The sequence below is a fragment of the Limnothrix sp. CMB-01 genome (genome assembly GCF_055193175.1).
The window spans coordinates 2,523,813-2,542,567 of the sequence record NZ_CM143720.1 but is presented as its reverse complement, the minus strand read 5'-3'; the positions used below and the strand labels follow the sequence as shown (position 1 = coordinate 2,542,567).

General features: G+C 54.0%; 10 protein-coding genes and 1 CRISPR repeat array. Of the genes, 2 read left to right on the top strand and 8 right to left on the bottom strand.

Annotated features, from left to right (window positions below):
- Window positions 1-120: 120 nt before the first annotated feature.
- The 6 genes from ACZA91_RS10755 to ACZA91_RS10730 form a co-directional block, all read right to left on the bottom strand.
- Complete coding sequence (locus tag ACZA91_RS10755) at window positions 121-426, bottom strand: hypothetical protein (protein ID WP_099532233.1); 306 nt, start codon at window positions 424-426, stop codon at window positions 121-123.
- 854 nt (window positions 427-1,280) lie between these two features.
- A complete protein-coding gene (locus ACZA91_RS10750; RefSeq protein WP_099532232.1) occupies window positions 1,281-2,177 on the bottom strand; it encodes a patatin-like phospholipase family protein in 897 nt (298 codons plus the stop codon).
- A 166-nt stretch (window positions 2,178-2,343) separates the two neighbouring features.
- Window positions 2,344-3,282 (bottom strand): LamG domain-containing protein, encoded by a 939-nt coding sequence (locus tag ACZA91_RS10745; protein ID WP_190534432.1) that lies wholly within the window; start codon window positions 3,280-3,282, stop codon window positions 2,344-2,346.
- Window positions 3,283-3,536: 254 nt separating this feature from the next.
- Entirely contained in the window at window positions 3,537-5,261 is a 1,725-nt protein-coding gene (locus ACZA91_RS10740) for an ABC1 kinase family protein (RefSeq protein ID WP_463182318.1), read from the bottom strand.
- A gap of 116 nt (window positions 5,262-5,377) precedes the next feature.
- Window positions 5,378-5,584 carry a DUF6200 domain-containing protein gene (locus tag ACZA91_RS10735; protein ID WP_099532229.1) on the bottom strand — a complete coding sequence of 69 codons (207 nt, stop codon included), beginning with the start codon at window positions 5,582-5,584 and terminating at the stop codon, window positions 5,378-5,380.
- A 771-nt stretch (window positions 5,585-6,355) separates the two neighbouring features.
- Window positions 6,356-7,841: direct repeats of the CRISPR family, unit length 36 nt; unit sequence GTGCTCAACGCCTTACGGCATCAGAGGTTTGATCAC.
- A gap of 192 nt (window positions 7,842-8,033) precedes the next feature.
- Window positions 8,034-8,186 (bottom strand): hypothetical protein, encoded by a 153-nt coding sequence (locus ACZA91_RS10730; RefSeq protein ID WP_463182317.1) that lies wholly within the window; start codon window positions 8,184-8,186, stop codon window positions 8,034-8,036.
- Between the two features lie 75 nt (window positions 8,187-8,261).
- Here ACZA91_RS10730 and lepA point away from each other — a divergent pair, with 75 nt between their 5' ends.
- Both lepA and ACZA91_RS10720 read left to right on the top strand, forming a co-directional pair.
- Window positions 8,262-10,073 carry a translation elongation factor 4 gene (lepA, locus tag ACZA91_RS10725; RefSeq protein WP_099532124.1) on the top strand — a complete coding sequence of 604 codons (1,812 nt, stop codon included), beginning with the start codon at window positions 8,262-8,264 and terminating at the stop codon, window positions 10,071-10,073.
- A 612-nt stretch (window positions 10,074-10,685) separates the two neighbouring features.
- Window positions 10,686-14,117, top strand: coding sequence for a response regulator (locus ACZA91_RS10720; RefSeq protein WP_190354660.1), 3,432 nt, complete (start codon window positions 10,686-10,688; stop codon window positions 14,115-14,117).
- Between the two features lie 20 nt (window positions 14,118-14,137).
- On the opposite strand, the gene ACZA91_RS10715 is transcribed toward ACZA91_RS10720, so the two are convergent.
- Both ACZA91_RS10715 and ACZA91_RS10710 read right to left on the bottom strand, forming a co-directional pair.
- Window positions 14,138-16,915: a CHAT domain-containing protein gene (locus tag ACZA91_RS10715; RefSeq protein WP_463182316.1), complete on the bottom strand. Its 2,778-nt coding sequence runs from the start codon at window positions 16,913-16,915 to the stop codon at window positions 14,138-14,140.
- A gap of 382 nt (window positions 16,916-17,297) precedes the next feature.
- Window positions 17,298-18,452: an RNA-guided endonuclease InsQ/TnpB family protein gene (locus ACZA91_RS10710; RefSeq protein WP_463182315.1), complete on the bottom strand. Its 1,155-nt coding sequence runs from the start codon at window positions 18,450-18,452 to the stop codon at window positions 17,298-17,300.
- Window positions 18,453-18,755 lie beyond the last annotated feature (303 nt).

The following is an 18,755-nucleotide window of genomic DNA, read 5'->3' as shown; positions in this document are numbered from 1 at the left end:
AGTTTGGCGTGATGTCTAAGTTTTTTGTCAATTTGAGTTTTCTACAGGTTGAAGTTATGGTCAAACAAGGATGCCAAACAAGCCAGCACCCTTGCTTAATCCAACCCCGAAGATCGCTGTTTAAGTAAGTGCATCTCCGCCTTTAACAAGGGCAAGTGAGATATTCTTGGCCAGGTCTTTGAGCCACTTCTCCCCTGATTGCTCATTGAGAGTCTTGAATTCACTGGCAGCCTGGATTTGCGAATCGACAATCTTTTCCAAAATTCCCTTGGCAGAAACTGGAGCAGCCTCGATCGCGCCTGGTTGAGCAGCAGGGTCAACAACCTTCTTCTTGTAAATCACAACCGGCATGGCTTCACCAATTGAGTTAGCCTCAAATGTGATGATTCGCTTGATTTCTGATCCAACCTGGATAGGGGTTCGCATGGCTTTTGGTATTCCTCAAAATCAAACTCAATCCTCATTCAGATTAATGTATTCTCTTATTAAATGTCAAGTCAAATTGAAGCATTAAATGATTTTCTAAAAATCTTTTAAAAGGTCATTTTTTAAAAAATCAAAGACCAAGTTTAGGCATCAAAAGATTACCTTTTCAAGGCAGAAATTATTTGGAAAATGATTTTAAATGGAGTTATTTTTCTCGAAAATTTTTCTCGAAAACAATTGATTAATGAATAATTTGAAGTAATTAAAAGATAGTGATGTCGAGAAAACCATAGCGAAGAAATTGGTCTGCAATTATCAGTCGGTTTAGCCCAACTGAATTATTTTCTACTAGTTAATTGAGCTTATTGCTTCAGTTTATCTCTGATTAACGAAAAGCAGAAATTAAGGCGAGATTAAAGACTGATTCAAGTGTATTAACGCTGCTACATTGTGAATGAGGTCGCGATATTGATCCCAAGGTCTAGTGGAAAATTGCTCTTTTCCAATCTGAATTAGACCACTCCCTCCTGTTTGAGCGTAGGGTTCAATGTGTCCGATTCCTAAGGGATAAACGGAGTGGCTAGGCCTTTCTAGTTCCTGCCAATGCTCATCATCCCGTAGAGGTATTTTGGGACAAAAGGGCAGGTAATTCCAAACTTCACGGGAGCCGCCATTTCTTTTTCGCAAGCCAGAGAAGAGCTAACTGACCAATTAAACAAGGTTCAGCATAGAGCGCTCTTGTTAGCACTGATTATGCTTATCCGCGTTGGGAATGGATGTGCAAATTAGTCAACACCGTGCCATGGCCAACTCAGAGAGGGAAATGACGTTGCTCCCATGAATTCATGATTCGCTTAGGCAGCAGCAATCGTTGCCAATTCGTCCTTGAGTTTAAAGAACTCCGCCGTCGCCTCATAACCACTCTTCACCAGCCGCAGCTTGTCCTCGTGGCTCATGTTGAAATCAGTGGGCGAGAGCTTTAAGGTGTCAATGCTGATCGTCCGTGCCTTGTTGCGGGCGCTGATCCGAATGGAGGACGTAGCCTCAAATAGGCTTTCGAAATACTCCTTCAGGTCAAAGCCTTTCTCTAGACCAGAGGGGCTGAAGCCGGTTCTTAAGCTCACTCCCAAGGTTTCTTCGTTGTAGCCCTCTTCGCTGGTGAAGGGCGCATAATCAAAAGTCCACAAGGGATAGGGCAAGATCAAGCCACCATCAACATAGTAGTGATTGTCGGGAATGCCGCCGGGGAATCGCCAAGCTTGGAAGAAGAAGGGAATGGACATGGAAGCGCGCACTGCGCCTGCAATTGGCGTGTCAGGAGTCGCACGGTAGGAGAACTCCCGCAATCCTCGAGCGGTCAAATCTGTACCGAAGACATAAAGATCTGCAAATCCAGCATCTACGAGATCTTCAAAGGTGGCCTTCTTCGTTAGTTTGCGCGCAATGATGTCTTGGATCCACTGATAGAAAACATCCCCGGCATAATAACCATAATTCTGGACGAGGTTAATCGGGCTGGTGGGATCGGTGAACTCCCCCATGTTCAGGTTCATCATGATGTCTTCGATCTCTGCTGCTGAAAACCTCAGGGCAATTAAGGTTCCCATGATGGCTCCCGCAGAAGACCCAGCAACGCGCTCAAATTTGGAGAGGAGGCCGCGCTCGTTCAGGGATTGCACAACCCCTACGTAGGCTGTTCCTAACACGCCTCCTGCTTGCAGTGCCAGGTTTTTGTAGTTACCGCTGCTCATGAATCAAACTCCTTGTAGGTAAAACTCGTGACTGGAATGGGTTGACCTGTGAAACTCGTTCCGAAAAGCTCTGAGGCGAGGCAATGAGCGGCATAGAAACGTAGACTCAGGGCGCTTGAACGGTTCAGCCCTTTGCCTAAACCACTAGCCTTGGCGCTCGGGGATGCTACAGAGCAAATGGCAGCAAGCTCTTAGATTCAGGAGTGCGCCGAACAATGACAAAAACGGGGGTTGTTGCTTGGGTGATTTGCCCCTGTTCCCGCATAGCAAAAAGGGTTTGGGTGACTCCGTCGTAAATCGCGCCATCTCCTCTGGTCAATAACTCTTCGAAGCAACGATCGGGGGTTGCTTCATCGGATTCCAGTTCAACAATGATGGGGAAGGAACCAGGGCTGGGGATGGTCTCGCTGGCGGCAGCGGCTTCGGCGGCAGCGGCTTCGGCTTCCTGAACTTCAGCGGGCAGCGGGATGTTGGGGAGAATTTCTGGGAGTTCCAGTGCAGCGCTCTTCCAAATAGGGGAGCCTTGCAAGGTTCCATGGTTGGCAGCGGTGCTCTTGTCGTTGATGACATCTCCGCTGCCTTCGTTCAAAGGCCAATAGCCCAACAAATTCTCTTCGGATCCGAGCAGTCGATAGGACTTGTAGGCTTGAATTTGCTCTTGAGTGCGTGCAGTGCCCCAGAACCGAACTTCGGTCAAATCGCCTTGGAAATATTCGCCATGGCCCTCTGCTTTGCGGCCAATTTCGAGGGGGCCTTGGGTGATGGAGGCGGGGGTGTCGCCCAGGATGGTTTGAACTAGCTCTCCATCGAGGTAGAAAAACACATCGTTGTCAGCATTGAAGACGATGGCAACGTGATACCAAGATCCCGCTTCGATCGAAACAGAGGCTGCATAGTCAACAATCCAATATTCCGTAAAAAGTAGCGCTTCGTTGATGAGGCCAAAGCCAAAGCCTGGAAATTTAGAAAATAAGCGTAGGTAGCCACCAATTTGCGCAACGTTCACCCAAGCTTCGAAGGTGAAATTATTAGCAGGGGAGAGGGACTCTTGATGGGGAATTCGGATGTAATTCGACTGACCATCAAAATGAAGTACTGAAGTCATGGTGATTAGAACCTTGGATGATTGGTGTCATTTCCAAACCAAACTATTGAATAAAAACAGACATGTTTATTAATACTGGAGTATTTAACACTGAAGTATCTAATACTGAAGTATCAACATTCGTCTGAATTCAATTCACAAAACAACCATCTCTCGCAAATTCTAGAATATTTCTTGATAACCGAACAGGCATATTCGGCTTTCTTAATATTCTACATGAACCCAATTAACCTCCAGAAAAAATGTCATCAAAGCTAGAGAATTTTGAGTAAGTAGATCCAGATAATTAGGATCCCAGCCCAAACTTCAATAGCAAGATTGGGAACACTTTTAGCCCAAGCTGAGTATTGATTCGGTGGTAACCAGCTCACGGCTGTTTCGAGGTGTTGATGCAGAAAAATCCAAGCCAAAACGATGATCCCAAGCCAGAGTAATTTCTTGGCTTTGTCAGCGAGCTTTGACGAGGTTTTTTGCTCAGCGACTATTCTTTTGCGAACTGCCTTGCCACGAAGCTCGATCGTTGTCAGATCGGAAAATTCGGCAACTTTCTCCGTGAGTTGCATCACAATTTCCGTGATGCCCAGTTGCTTAAGCTGAAGCTGACTGCGCTTAACGGCCCCTCGAAAATATCCCCCAACGAGACTCATATAATCTGCGTTGGGAACTAGGTAATTCAAGGATGCATCCATCAATCCCCAGGTGCGGAAGACTCGCAGCAGTTGCCAACTGGAGGAAACGCGGTTCCTGCGCATGACCGACCCAATTTGAACCCCGATCGAGCTGATCGACTTCTCATGGTATGAGAGGCTGCGGATGTTCATTTTGGCATCCCACTGGCGATAGCACTGGATCAGTTGCGCTTTGACGTTTTCAATGTCTCCTGTGGGCAGGGAATCGCACAACATCAAACTGTAATCCAGTGCTCGATCGTAGTCCCGTTCTCCGAGAGCCTGCATACTGCGTCGGTAGTAGCGCAGGAAGTGGGAATCGAGGCTACCGATCGCCCCCAAATCAATGAGGCAAATGTGGCTATCTCGCAACAGCATGACGTTGCCAGGATGCAAGTCTCCATGGAACAAGTTATCTTCCAGCATTTGACGGAAGAAACTTTCAAAAAGGCGCTTTCCCACCAACTTCGGGTCAATATTATTGAGTCGAAGAATCTTTTCCAGATATTCGGGATCAGTACTGGCGGCACGGATATAATCTGACATCAAGATGCCGGGAATATATTCCATGGTCAGGACTTTCTTGGTGCTGTAATCACCAATCACAGCGGGAACATAGATGTTGTGTTCCCTGAGCGTCACCGTCATCCGTTCCAGGTTGGATGCTTCGTAGCGATAATCAATTTCCTCCTGAATCATTTGATCAAGCTCTAGGCTGATGTTGTCCCAATCCACATAGCTCTGTAGCTTCAGCTTCTTGATCAGGGAGAGCAAGAAGCGGATGAGTTGTAGATCTTGACCAAACTTTTCTTCAACATCTGGGCGCTGAACCTTTACAGCAACCACACCAGGAAAGGATGGGATTCGGGCCCTGTGGACTTGCGAGATTGACGCAGCCGCAAAGGGCCGCTCTTCAAATTCAATGAAGATCCTTTCCAGAGGGAGGCCTAATTCCTCTTGGATAATTTGCCGAACATAGTCCAGGGAAAACCCATAGGATCGATCCTGAAGCTTGGAGAGTTCTTGGCAAATTTCGGCGGGGAAGAGATCCAAGCGAAGCGACAGGAGCTGACCCACCTTAATCAGCAATCCCCCCAGCTTTTCGATGGAGAACCGAATATCCCGAGCCAGCTCTGTTTTGAGGTTGGCTGCACCTATCGCATTCTTGAGGGAGTACTTGAGGGTCAGCCGAGAAACCTCGTACAGCACCAAAACGATTCGGTTCTTCAGGAAGCTTAAGTTGTTGACCGGGAGCAGCCTTTGCTCTGGCGGCAATTCCAGTGGGATCGGGATCAGATCGGGCTGAATCATTAAATTTGCGCTGATGCTTACACGGGACGATCGGACACTTGCGAAATCTGTCCCCAAAACTTCAGCTTAAGCTTCAGCTCAGCAGCCTTTGGGGATGATTGCACATCAGTTCTTCACTAGTCGTCGGAGGATGCAACAACAACAAATACGGGGATGACGCTTTCGGGCAAAATTCCTTGGGCTTTCAGTTGCTCTAGGGCAACGGATACGTTGTCACAAATGAGACCTTTGCCGGAGTTCACCAATTCTTCGATGTCAGAGTTTGCCTGTGGCTCCATTTCAATAACAATCGGAAATTTCGAGGACTTTGTGCTATTTCCCATGACTGTCACTGTTTACGTTGCTAACGGTCGGCGACGCTCTGTATTTGCACGCCTGCACTCCCCAGGTAGTGTACTCCAATTTTTTTGGAAAAGTCACCGTGAATTATTTTTTTACAAGTTTTTGAAATTCTTTAATTTTATCTTAAACCGTATTCAAATATACAATTTTTCAGTCTTTGCACCTTTGATCGATCTTGGCGTTTGATGAATGTTTTTATACTTGAAAAATCTCGATTTTGCTGCCTTTAGGTATCGTTAAGCACATAAAAACAGCATGAATGCAAAGCGATCAAATATTTCAGCAACCTATGATTGCCGCAAGCTTTCCTGATTAGTTTCATTAAACCTAAGAGACAGCCAACCGCAGTCGATCGATTAGAACAAGACTTTCCAGATGAAGGTTACGGAATAGGCTTCAGAATTGAGGAGTAGACGAAAATGCAAAGATTATCTTTCGGCTGATTTTCGCTCTCTAATGAACGCGAAAGATGGGCGTTTTCTGAATCAATTGGTGGTGTGGTGACAGATCACAGGCGATCGGGGGGTGACGGAGCGGAGGCAAAGAGCGGCGGATAGTAAGCCAGGTATGAATCGGCGGGTTAAAGCTCCGATTTTGGGGAGTACGGGTTTCTACTGATGCGAAAGGATTTGAAGGAGGTGGAGGCGATCAAAAAGGTGAGGTGGCGAATCTGACGACAGACTCACCACCTCACGGGATTGGAAAGTTTGGAACAGGGCTGAAACGAGTGTTTTTCGGTGCTGTGCGGTGCTGTGCTCAACGCCTTACGGCATCAGAGGTTTGATCACAGAAGGTCATAAAGGGCAGGGTCGGATCAAAGTCAGCGTGCTCAACGCCTTACGGCATCAGAGGTTTGATCACCCCCGTCGCACCATTTTTACCGTTGGAACCGTCACGACGTGCTCAACGCCTTACGGCATCAGAGGTTTGATCACTTCGTTTTTACGATTTTTGACTGCAACGTTGCTCGGTGCTCAACGCCTTACGGCATCAGAGGTTTGATCACTGCCGGCCCGAACCCCTTCGCGCACCCGCAGCACGTGCTCAACGCCTTACGGCATCAGAGGTTTGATCACATTTTCCGGTTATTGAGGGGAGCTTGTGGCTATTTGTGCTCAACGCCTTACGGCATCAGAGGTTTGATCACCGCCCCTCCCCTTCGCTACTGGCCCAGACCGACAGTGCTCAACGCCTTACGGCATCAGAGGTTTGATCACGATCGCGCCTTTTGGTGGTAGCGCTTGGATCCCTATTGTGCTCAACGCCTTACGGCATCAGAGGTTTGATCACAGGCTGGCATCTGTGGGTAGCGGGCGATCGTGAATTTGTGCTCAACGCCTTACGGCATCAGAGGTTTGATCACGAGGCCGCAGCCCGCGCGGGCGATGCCGTCGCAACGTGCTCAACGCCTTACGGCATCAGAGGTTTGATCACGAGGCCGCAGCCCGCGCGGGCGATGCCGTCGCAACGTGCTCAACGCCTTACGGCATCAGAGGTTTGATCACTGCTGTCACCCATCGAGGCTGAGTGGTGATGTGCAGCTGTGCTCAACGCCTTACGGCATCAGAGGTTTGATCACACCGCAGAGGTGGACAGCTTCGACCACACGAACAAGGACTAGTGCTCAACGCCTTACGGCATCAGAGGTTTGATCACCGCCAACGCCACCCTCGAAACGGATAAGCGCTACTTGTGCTCAACGCCTTACGGCATCAGAGGTTTGATCACTTGTCGCAAGTGCCCAGCATTTATCCACCCAGTTGTGCTCAACGCCTTACGGCATCAGAGGTTTGATCACTCAAGATTTCCTGGGCGATCGCTCTCTCCTGGGCGAAGTGCTCAACGCCTTACGGCATCAGAGGTTTGATCACAGGCGGCGGAACGGCCCGGCGTAGTCAACCTTCCATGTGTGCTCAACGCCTTACGGCATCAGAGGTTTGATCACAGGCCGAAACCCAGGCCCGGGCCCTACGCCGATCGCTGTGCTCAACGCCTTACGGCATCAGAGGTTTGATCACTTTGGGTAATCGTGCCGCGATAACGAACTCGCCGCTTGGCGTGCTCAACGCCTTACGGCATCAGAGGTTTGATCACGTCAAGCGCCGCAGCGTATCTGAGCATTTCGATGTATTGTGCTCAACGCCTTACGGCATCAGAGGTTTGATCACGTATTTACCTGGAAAGGTAACCGGCATCACCGATGTGCTCAACGCCTTACGGCATCAGAGGTTTGATCACCCCGCCGCTTGAAACCCTTACGGAACAAGCGCCGAAATAGAACCTTACAAGCATCTTAGCCGATCGCCCCGCATCTGCCAAAACATCACCCCCGATCGCCCTTTTGCCGATCGCCCAACCCTTGCCCCATCACCCTTTCAGCCATTTACAAGCATCTCCAAAGATCCCAAAAATCGCCAAACCCAAACCCCATCAACATTCTGCGCCCTTCCAGCCCCTCGCCCCGCCGCCACCGCCCCAGGTGCTTGTTTTTGAGCAACATTCCCGCCCGATCGCCCCCGCCCGATCGCGATCCATGCCGAAAGCCCGATCGCCCCATTGGCCCCAAACAATCCAGAGCACCAAGGCGAATTAGACGCTATGGAATTCGTTACAATGCGGTTGGCTTCCTTTCCCCGTTTGCCCTACCGTTCCGCTCCTATGACCGACGTTCCCGTTTCGCGCATCCGTAACTTCTCGATCGTGGCGCACATTGACCACGGTAAATCGACCCTGGCCGATCGCCTGCTGCAAGATACGGGCACAGTGGCCGCGCGCGACATGAAAGAACAGTTCCTCGACAACATGGAACTGGAACGGGAACGGGGAATCACCATTAAATTGCAAGCGGCGCGGATGGACTACCGGGCCAAAGACGGCAACGACTACGTGATCAACCTGATCGATACGCCCGGTCACGTGGACTTTTCCTACGAAGTGTCCCGCAGCTTGGCCGCTTGCGAAGGGGCCCTGCTGGTGGTGGATGCGTCCCAAGGGGTGGAAGCCCAAACCCTGGCCAACGTTTATTTGGCCTTGGAAAATAATTTGGAAATTGTGCCGGTCTTGAACAAGATCGACCTGCCCGGCGCAGAACCCGATCGGGTGGCTGGCGAAATTGAAGACACGATCGGCCTGGATTGCAGCGAGGCCATTCACGCCTCAGCCAAGGAAGGGATCGGGATCCGCGAGATTTTGGAAGCGATCGTCCAAAAAGTGCCCCCACCAGCGGACACCGTAGACAAACCCCTGCGGGCCCTGATTTTTGATAGCTATTACGACAGCTATCGGGGTGTGATTGTTTATTTCCGCGTCATGGATGGTCGGGTGAAAAAGGGCGACAAAGTGCGCCTGATGGCCTCCGGTAAGGAATACGAAATTGATGAATTGGGCGTGTTGGCCCCGAATCAATGCCCGATCGATGAGCTGCACGCGGGAGAAGTGGGCTACTTGGCCGCTTCGATTAAGGCCGTGGGCGATGCGCGGGTGGGCGACACCATCACCCTGGTCAGCAAACCGGCGACGGAACCTTGGCCCGGTTACACCGAAGCCAAACCGATGGTGTTTTGTGGGCTGTTTCCGACGGATTCCGATCAGTTTGGCGAGCTGCGGGAAGCACTCGATCGCCTGCGTTTGAACGATGCGGCCCTCAGCTACGAGCCAGAAACCTCCAGCGCTATGGGGTTTGGCTTCCGTTGCGGCTTCCTGGGGCTGCTGCATATGGAAATTGTGCAAGAGCGGCTGGAGCGGGAATATAACCTGGATTTGATCGCCACCGCGCCTTCGGTGGTTTACCGCGTCACCAAGATTGATGGTGAGGTGGTGATGATTGACAATCCCAGCGAGCTGCCGGAGCCGCAATATCGCGAAACAATCGAAGAACCCTACGTGAAGGTGGAAATGATCACGCCCGAAAGCTTTGTCGGGACGTTGATGGAGCTATCGCAAACGCGGCGCGGGGTGTTTGTGGATATGCGCTACCTGACCCAGGGCCGGACAACGTTGATCTATGAAATTCCGCTGGCGGAGGTGGTAACGGACTTTTTTGATCAAATGAAGTCACGATCGCGCGGTTATGCCAGCATGGAATATTCTCTGATTGGCTACCGGGAAAATCCGCTGGTGCGGCTGGATGTGCTGATTAATGGCGATCGGGTGGATTCCCTCTCCGCGATCGTCCACCGGGATAAGGCCTACTACGTGGGCCGGGCCCTGGTGGAAAAGCTGAAGGAGCTGATCCCGCGCCATCAGTTCAAAGTGCCAATCCAGGCCACGATCGGCTCGCGAGTCGTGGCCAGTGAAGCGATCCCCGCCCTGCGCAAGGATGTCTTGGCCAAGTGCTATGGCGGTGATATTTCCCGGAAGAAGAAATTGCTGAAGAAGCAAGCGGAAGGGAAAAAGCGGATGAAGGCGATCGGCACGGTGGATGTGCCCCAGTCTGCGTTCATGGCCGTGTTAAAAATCGATCGGGAATAGGGCGATCGACCTGGGGCCCATGGGAGCCAACCCCTTGCAAGATGGTTCAAAGCTTGAGAATTTAGGGTGCATTCTGGCGTAACTTTCGGATCAGTGGGGGTTAAGGGCTGTTTTCAGGGACTTTTGCAGGGCGATCGGGACTCACCATCCCCATGCACCCGGTGAACCTCCCACAGTCGCATCCGGAGTTCGTTCCGCAAAGGGCGTAAGGAACATTGAGTCCTTACTGGGTCACGGAACAAAGCCGATCGAGGCCGAGTGGGAAGGAAGCCAGTCAGCGGCGCTCCGAACTACAATAGGTCATCAAAATTCGCCAAGAGCCTGATCGGTGGTCTGAGTCCTACTCCATCCGGCATCAGTCCCTGGGTAACCTGTTCTGAAAACTCGCAGTCGCCAATGCCCTAAACCCTTACCATTCGTTGGCTGAAGCGATCGACCAGTTGTTCGTTGCCCTTTGGCATTTCAACTCCCCATCATCCCGCGCTAGGGCGCTATGGCCGGCTCTTTGCTCCCACAATGGATGCTTCTTCACTCCCAACGGCAACTTGGCCCGCAGTTTCTCCAGCACCACAGCCTGGGTTGCAACCCGATCGGGGCTGGGGGGCAAGCCCCATGATGACCAAGCCCACAGTCCTGGTCATTGACGACGAAGCCGATATTCTCGATTTGCTCTACCGAACGCTGCATCGAGAGTTCCAGGTTTTGCGGGCCAACAATGGCCCAGAAGCCTTGGACATTTTGGCCAAAGACCCCAACGTGGCCGTCATCATCTCGGATCAGCGAATGCCGCTGATGAGTGGGACGGAATTTTTGAGTTTGACGGCCGAGCAATATCCGGACGTGATGCGGATTATTGTCACCGGCTACACGGATGTGGATGACCTGGTGGAGGCCATCAACTCCGGCAAGGTGTTTAAGTACGTCACGAAGCCTTGGGATGACGAGGATCTGAAGGCCTCGGTGCGCAAGGCGGTGGAAACCCACAATGTGTTGCGATCGCGCACTTGGGAGTTGCGCCAAGCCCTGCGGCGGGAGTCGTTGCTCAACGAGGTTTCCACCACGGTGCGCAGTGTCATGGACTCGCGCACGATGCTGCAAACGATCGTGGAGGCGGTGGGCCAGGCCTTGCAGTCAAACTGCTGTTTGTTGCGGCCCGTGGAAGATGGCCACCTGACCAATGAGCAGTTTGTCCATTGGTCGAGCGATCCCACGGCGGTGACTCAGCAGTCGATCGAAACGATTTTTGAAAGTTTGCGGGAAACGGTTTGGCTGGTGGAGTCGGCCACGTCGGTGGATGATGCGGCCACGGATCAGCGGCTGCAAACCTCGGAACCGGTTTGGCAAGGGCGGCAATCGGCCTTTGAGCGATTGGGCATTCGATCGAGCGCGATCGTGCCGATGGTCTATCGCGGGGAAGCCATGGCCGTGATGGCGCTCCATCGCTGCGAAACGGTGCAGCCCTGGAGCGAGGAAGATCTGCAGTTGGCGGTAGCGGTGGCGGATCAGGCGGCTTTGGCCCTGGCCCAAGCGCGGGCCTACGATCGGGTGCGGGCCCTGGCCGATCAAGAAGCCCTGGTGAACGCGATCGCCACGGCCATTCGATCGAGCCTGGAACCCAAAACCATCTTTGCCACCATCACCCAGCAGTTACGCCAGGCCCTGAAGTCCGACGGTTGCGCCCTCTCCCTTTGGACCAAGGACGATGAGTATGTGCAATGTGTGGGGTTTGATGAGGTTCCGCCCTTGGGCGGCGATCATCACGATTGGTCTTGGAGTCCCCAGCAAGTGGATCCGGTGGCGGCGGCCCGGCAACATGAACCCCTGCCCCGCTCGATCGCCCCGATCGTCAGCAACCCCGTTTTGCAACAACTGATCGACACCCAACAGCCGATCGCCCTCGATGACCTACACGAAAGCAGCCTCTCCGCCAGCTTGCCCCTGAAGCAGCAGGCCCGGGCCCTGTTGGTGGTTCCCTTGCTTTCGGAGGGAAAAATCATCGGCAGCATTTCCCTGCGCCAGGCCAATCCCCGCCCCTGGAAACGCACGGAAATCAAGCTGGTGCAAGCGGTGGCCGTCCAAGCGGCGATCGCGGTGCAACAGTCGCGCCTCTACCAAACCACTCGCCAACAGGCAGAACAACTGCTGGCGCTCGATCGGCAAAAGACCGAATTTTTCCAAAACATTTCCCACGAGTTCCGCACGCCCCTGACCCTGATGATTGGGCCCCTGGAAGCGGCGGTGAATCAAAAGCAAGGCTTGCCCTACGAGCAGGCCGACGTGGCCCTACGGAACTCGCGGCGACTGTTGCGATTGGTGAATCAACTACTGGACTTGCAGCGGGTGGATGCGGGCCGAATGCAGCCCACCTTCCGCCCCTGCGATTTGGCGGAGTTTGCCCGCTACATTTTGGAATCCTTCCGCCCCTACTGCGATCGCAAGGAGATCGCCCTGGTGGCCAACCTCACCCCCTGCCCCGATACCTATCTGGACAGCGAGCGCTTCGATAAGGTGCTCTATAACCTGCTCTCCAATGCCATGAAGTTCACGCCGCGCGGCGGAACGATTACGGTCACGGTGGAAGCCACGGGGCAGCATTATCTGTTGCAAGTGAGCGATACGGGGATCGGGATTCGGGCCGACCAAATTCCCCACCTCTTTGAACGGTTCCGCCAGGCCGAAGGTTCCGTGAGTCGGGGTTACGAGGGCACGGGTCTGGGCCTGGCCCTGGTGAAGGAGTTGGTGGAACTCCATGGCGGTCGGGTGACGGTGGAGTCGGACTATGGCCAGGGGGCAACTTTCTCCGTTTGGTTAGACCGGGGTTCCACCCACCTGCCGCCCGATCGAACGATCGAGCAACCGGTGGCGATCGAAGGCAGCCGCGCCGCGATCGAGCTGGCAGACCTGGCCGCCGAATTGCTGGAGCATGATGCCGCCACCCGCGCCAACGATCCATTGCCGGATCCGGAACCGCAGGACTTGGGCGATCGACCATTGGTGCTGGTGGTGGACGACAACCCCGACCTGCGGAGCTATGTCAGCAGCATTTTGCGTCGGAATCAATACGGGGTGATTGTGGCCCGCAACGGGGCCGAAGGCATCGCCGCCGCCGAGCAATACCAACCCCATCTGATCTTGACCGATTTGATGATGCCGGGGGTTTCCGGGTTAGACCTGATTCGGCAGGTGCGCCAAGACAAAGCCCTCCAGGGCACGCCAATTATCTTGCTGACGGCCAAGGCCGATGCCGACACCCGGGTTGAAGGGGTGGAAATTGGTGCAGATGCCTATCTGGCCAAGCCCTTTGACGATCGGGAATTGCTGGCGGAAGTTCATAACCTGATCGCCCTCAAGGCCAATGAACGCAAGGTTTCGGAACTGAATGCCTACTTGACCGAATCGGTGTTGCGGCGCTTTTTGCCGGGATCCTTGGTCAACAAGGCGGCCGCGGGCGAGTTGATGTTGGACTTGCAACCGGAGCCTCGGCTCATTACGGTCTTGTTCAGCGATATTGTGGGCTTCACGCAGCTCTCGAACACGGTGCGATCGCGCAAGGTGGCCGAGCTGCTGAATGAATACCTGTCGGAAATGACCCACATTGCCTTTGCCAACGGCGGCACGATCGATAAGTTCATGGGCGATGCGATTTTGGTGCTGTTCGGTGCGCCCGAGGAAGCCACCCCCAACGAGCAGGTGCAGCGGGCCGTGCGCACCGCGCGTCAAATGTCCGAACGACTGCACCAACTGAATCAGGTCTGGGGCGAGCAGGCCATTCCCCCCGTCCGGTTCCGCTGCGGCATTCATCAGGGTACGGCGGTGGTGGGCATGTTTGGCAGTGCGGAGCGATCGGACTACACGGCCATTGGCCCCTGCGTGAACATCGCTTCTCGGATTCAGCAAGCGGCCCGACCGGGCACGGTTTTGGTGTCGGCGGCCGTGGCGGACTATTTGGATGAAAACGACATCGAAAAAGTGGGGCCCTTGGAACTGAAGGGCGTTGATGAAACGGTGTTGACCTTCTCGGTCAATCTCAACCTAGAAGACTAGGACTAGCCCATGCTCAATCTTCAGTCGGGCCGACCCACGGCAGTGAAAGCAGCCCATTGGAACGGGTTGGGGTAGCGATCGCGGGTTTGGATCATGGCTTGGCGCAGGGCCGCCACGGGCGAACTACCCTGCTGAAGCGCTGCATAAAAATGGCCCATTAGGATTGCGGTGGGTTCATCGGGAATTTTCCAAAGGGTCACCACCACCCGATCGGCCCCCGCCGCCAAAAAAGAACGAGACAACCCCAACACCCCATCGCCGGTAATCCGGCCGCGCCCCGTATCACAGGCACTGAGCACCACCAGTTCCGCCGCCAACCGCAATTCCATAATTTCACCGGCACTGAGAAGGCCGTCATCACCGGCAGCCGGTGCAAGGGCAATCGCCCCGGGCATTCCCGAATTACCCAAGTCATCTAACAACCCATGGGTGGCCAGATGAATTCGGCGCGCTTGGGTAATCCGATCCAAAATTTCGCCTTTGGTGGCCTGGGCCCCCAATAGCGGCTTGACCTGAAGCAGTTGGGCCACTTGGCGCGCTTCCGATTCGGCCCCGGGTAAGTTGCTCAGGGGACTGGGGGCCGCTCCCCAAACGGGAGGCACGGCCGGCATCACCGGATTGCCCACCACCAGGGCCGCGCGATCGACCCCCACCACCACATCGGATGCTAAGGGGCGATCGGGCGGGGTTTCGGCAAATTGCAACCGCAACACATCGATCGCGGGGGTGAGAAACAAACTGTGGCGATCGATCAGCATCTGACCATCCTCAGCTTGCAAAGCGGCAAAGGGCACTAAAAACAGCAGCCCTTGGGGCACGATCGCCACCGGTTCCTGGGGATCTGTGGGCAACAAGTCCGAGATCGGGGCGATCAGTTGCCGATGCAACCCGTTCAGTTGACGGCGCAACTCTGCCGCCAGCAGTTGTCCTTGGGGCAGGATTCGCCGCAGCTCTTGAATTTGGGTAGCCAGGGTGGCTTCGGCTGAGTCGCCCGCCACAGCTACCGTGCGGAGGGTCACGTCTCCTTGGGGATTCACCACCCAAATGTGGAGCGATCGCTGGCCGATCGTGTATTCCACCAAGGTCAAGCGGCGATCACGCGCTAACTGCTGAATTTGGCTGAGGGTGGGGGGTGGGCTGACCGCTGGGCTGGGTTGGTTTGCCAAATGGCCCGATCGGGCGGCCAACAGTTCCACAAAGGCCCGGGCCCGGGCCCGTTCCGCCACCTCCAAGGCTTGCCCCGCCTGACCTTGGACAATCAAAGCCTCTTGCAACAGGCGATAGGTTTGGGCTTGGGTGTCCGCCAGGGCGATTTTGTTGTCGTCGCTCAGGCCCGGCCGCACCGACTCCCACCGCGCGATCGCCTGAAACAGATGGTCGATCGCCCGAGGAGCCGCCCGCTGCTGCAAATAAAACTCCCCCAACCGGGTTAACAAACGCCCCTCTTCGGCCCGGGCCCCTGTGGCCCGATGGATCCCCAGGGCGGCCTCGAAACCGGCCCGGGCCTGCTCGCGATCGCCCGCATCATTGGCCAACAGGGCCAACTGTTCCCAGGCTTGGGCCTCACCGGGGCGATCGCCATGGGTTTGGGCCAACTGGCGCACCTGCTCAAGGGCGTTGCGGGCCTCCGAACGGCGACCCACCGCCCGCAAGGCCTCACCCAACATCAACTGGGCCTTGGTCATCCCGATCGCCTTGCCGGGATAATCCTCCGGCAGCAGGTTATAGAATTGCACCCCCTGCTGGGCGCTGATCACCGCTGGGGCCGCCTTGCCCTGGCGCAACTGCACTTGCGATAACCAAGCCGCTAAATAGCCCTGCTGCTTGGGCAGTTCATACAGCCCCCCATCCAGGGGAATCGCGGCGGTGGACTGTTCAGCCGCATTGGCGATCGCCCGATCGAGCCAAGCCTCCGCCTGGTGATATTGACCCAAACGCTCATAGGTTTCCGTCAAATTCGCCATCACCAGCCCGATCGTGGGCCGATCGCCCGTTTCCGCAATCACCCCATGGGCCGCCTGCTGCACCTCCAACGCTCGGGCGAATTCCCCCAATTGCAGATAAACATTGCCCAACTGCACCTGGGTTTTCGCGAGCCGCGAACGATCGCCCAAGGCCTGGTACTGGTCACGGGCCTGTTGTAACTGGGCGATCGCCTCGGGCCAATTGCCCTGGTCGATCGCCGCCTGGGCCCGCGCCGTCAATGGGGCCCCCGGATCATCAAACAGACAAACCGTAATCGGCCGAAACGGGCAGGTATGTTGCCGCAGGGGGTTACCCAACAAAATCAGCGATCGCAACCGGGCCAATCCCGGCTGCTGGGGCAGTGCCGTGATCTGATTGCGGGTCAAATCCAGCATTTCCAACTGATCCAGGTCTTGCAGGGGCGAGAGATCCTGCACCTGATTGAACCCCAAAATTAATTGGCGCAAGGACGACATCCCCGCCAAGGGTCGCAAATCCCGAATTTGGTTCCCCGGCAGCGACAGGGCCCGCCAATGATTGAAGGTGGCGATCGGTTGCAAATCCTGAATGTTTTGGTTGGACAAATCCAACACGGGCAGGGCCGCCAAATTGCGCCAAGCCTGTTCACAATTCTCGGTCTTGGCTACCCGCAACAAGGCTCCCACCGTGTGCCGCGCCGCCGGATCCAGTCGATCGCGCTGCCGACACCAATCGGCAAAATTCACCAGTCCTTGGGCCGATCGGGAGTCTTGGGCGATCGCCGGTTCGATCGCCATCCCCAGCCCCCAGCCCACCAGCACCACCAGCAGTCCCAGCCGCCCTCGATCGCCCATGGTGTTTTTCCCAAACCAGCGCCTCCAATCTAGATCGCTTCGGCGGGAACGCCACCTCAACCGCCTGGCAACTGCATTTCCCTGGGATTAGGCCTGACGAGTGAGCTTGGCATTGACACTCCCCGCTCTAAAAAGACAGAGACAAGGTTTTCACGCTCCCGTGCGACCTGATAACAGACAGACAACTTGTACGTTTCCGTCATAACAGACAGGCGTAGACTATTGCTTGCTTCAAGGTCATTGAACCCCACTCAGCAAGCGCGGCTCTCATCCCGACATTCCCCTTCGGGAGAGCGCGGGGCTTCCCGCCGATTAGCTAAAATTGCATTCAGCCGTCACTAATTCACTAATAATTGCTGCAATTGACTAGCAAATACAGCAATCAGGAAGCTTCCTGCTTCATCGCGGCGAAGTCGGCTTCATCCGCTCCACAGGCTGACACGACCGGACTGGCCGCCTTTTGCAGATTAATCGCGGCATTCAAATCGCGATCAATCTGCAATCCACAGTGATCACAATCAAACACCCGCTCTGAAAGAGATAGGGTCTCTTTTTTCGTGCCACAACGGGAACAAGTCTTGCTAGATGGAAACCAGCGATCCACGATCGCCAGTTCAGAGCCATACAACTTTGTCTTGTAATCCAGTTGCCGCCGAAACTCGTAGAACCCCATATCCTGAATCGCCTTGGCTAGCTTGTGATTCGCCATCATTCCAGACACATTCAGATCCTCAATGACTACCGTGCCGTGGTTCTTGGCTAGGTAGGTCGTGAGCTTGTGGAGCGTGTCTTTACGGATGTTGGCGATCCGCTGATGCAGTTGGGCGATCCTCAATTGAGCCTTTTTCCAGTTCTCAGATCCTCGCTGTTTGTGGCGATTTAGCCATTGCAGGCGAGAGAGCCGGGACTCCAGTTGTCTATAGGCTTTAGCGCCTTCAAACACTTCTCCAGTGCTGAGAGTTGCTAAGGATTTGACACCCAAGTCAACACCTACAACATCAATCAATTTAGGCGTAATGACAGGTTCTATCTCGATCCGAAATGAGATAAACCAATCATGCGCCTGGCGGCTGATGGTGACTGATTTGGGTTGAACATTCTGGGGCAAGGCTTCATAGGTCTTCAGGATGCCAAGTTTAGGAACCTGAATCTTTTTGAGTCCCTTAATTCGTACGGTTCCATCCAATTCACAAGAATCATGGTGACCCTTTTTCTTGAATTTAGGAGCGCCTGAAGTCTTTTTGAAGCATCGATCCCAAGCCACCCGTAAATGGCGTAAAGCATTCTGGGGTGAGCTTTTGGAGACTTCGTAGTACCAGGGGTGTTCAGATTTAACTAAGGCTACCAACCACTTGTGCAAATCAATGGCCGATGGGAATTTGATTTTGTCTTCGGGATGTAATTGGTTATGGTCAAGGATGCTCTTAGTCAGTCCCAAACCCCAATTCCAAGCATGACGTGCGACACCGGCATGGCGAGCTAATACGGTGCGTTGTTGGTTGTTGAGCTTGAGTTGAGTTTTGAATCCGAGTAGCATCTGTTCATTGTATGACAGCCCCTAGGATGGATTCGCATTTTTCAGAGAATATGAGCAAGTGAAAGGAAGTCAATCACTGTTGATTAACCCTCCATCGGTGTTTTTGGCTTTTTTTACGAATTAGGTTTGACAATGGAGCAATCTCAACAGTAACTCTGTCTTCTAGGCTTTTGCTTTTCATTTCATTAGAAAAAAGGCATGGGGGAAGCGACTGATTGGAAAGTAACTTCCCCCATGCCCGTGAAGCATCCAGGTAAATAGTTGCTTGCCTGACTACAAGTTCTGTTTACCCCAAGTCTTGGG

Coding starts and splice junctions, on each gene's coding strand:
- ACZA91_RS10755 (WP_099532233.1), bottom strand. CDS start 426: ATGCGAACCCCTATCCAGGTTGGATCAGAAATCAAGCGAATCATCACA.
- ACZA91_RS10750 (WP_099532232.1), bottom strand. CDS start 2,177: ATGAGCAGCGGTAACTACAAAAACCTGGCACTGCAAGCAGGAGGCGTG.
- ACZA91_RS10745 (WP_190534432.1), bottom strand. CDS start 3,282: ATGACTTCAGTACTTCATTTTGATGGTCAGTCGAATTACATCCGAATT.
- ACZA91_RS10740 (WP_463182318.1), bottom strand. CDS start 5,261: ATGATTCAGCCCGATCTGATCCCGATCCCACTGGAATTGCCGCCAGAG.
- ACZA91_RS10735 (WP_099532229.1), bottom strand. CDS start 5,584: ATGGGAAATAGCACAAAGTCCTCGAAATTTCCGATTGTTATTGAAATG.
- lepA (WP_099532124.1), top strand. CDS start 8,262: ATGACCGACGTTCCCGTTTCGCGCATCCGTAACTTCTCGATCGTGGCG.
- ACZA91_RS10720 (WP_190354660.1), top strand. CDS start 10,686: ATGATGACCAAGCCCACAGTCCTGGTCATTGACGACGAAGCCGATATT.
- ACZA91_RS10715 (WP_463182316.1), bottom strand. CDS start 16,915: ATGGGCGATCGAGGGCGGCTGGGACTGCTGGTGGTGCTGGTGGGCTGG.
- ACZA91_RS10710 (WP_463182315.1), bottom strand. CDS start 18,452: ATGCTACTCGGATTCAAAACTCAACTCAAGCTCAACAACCAACAACGC.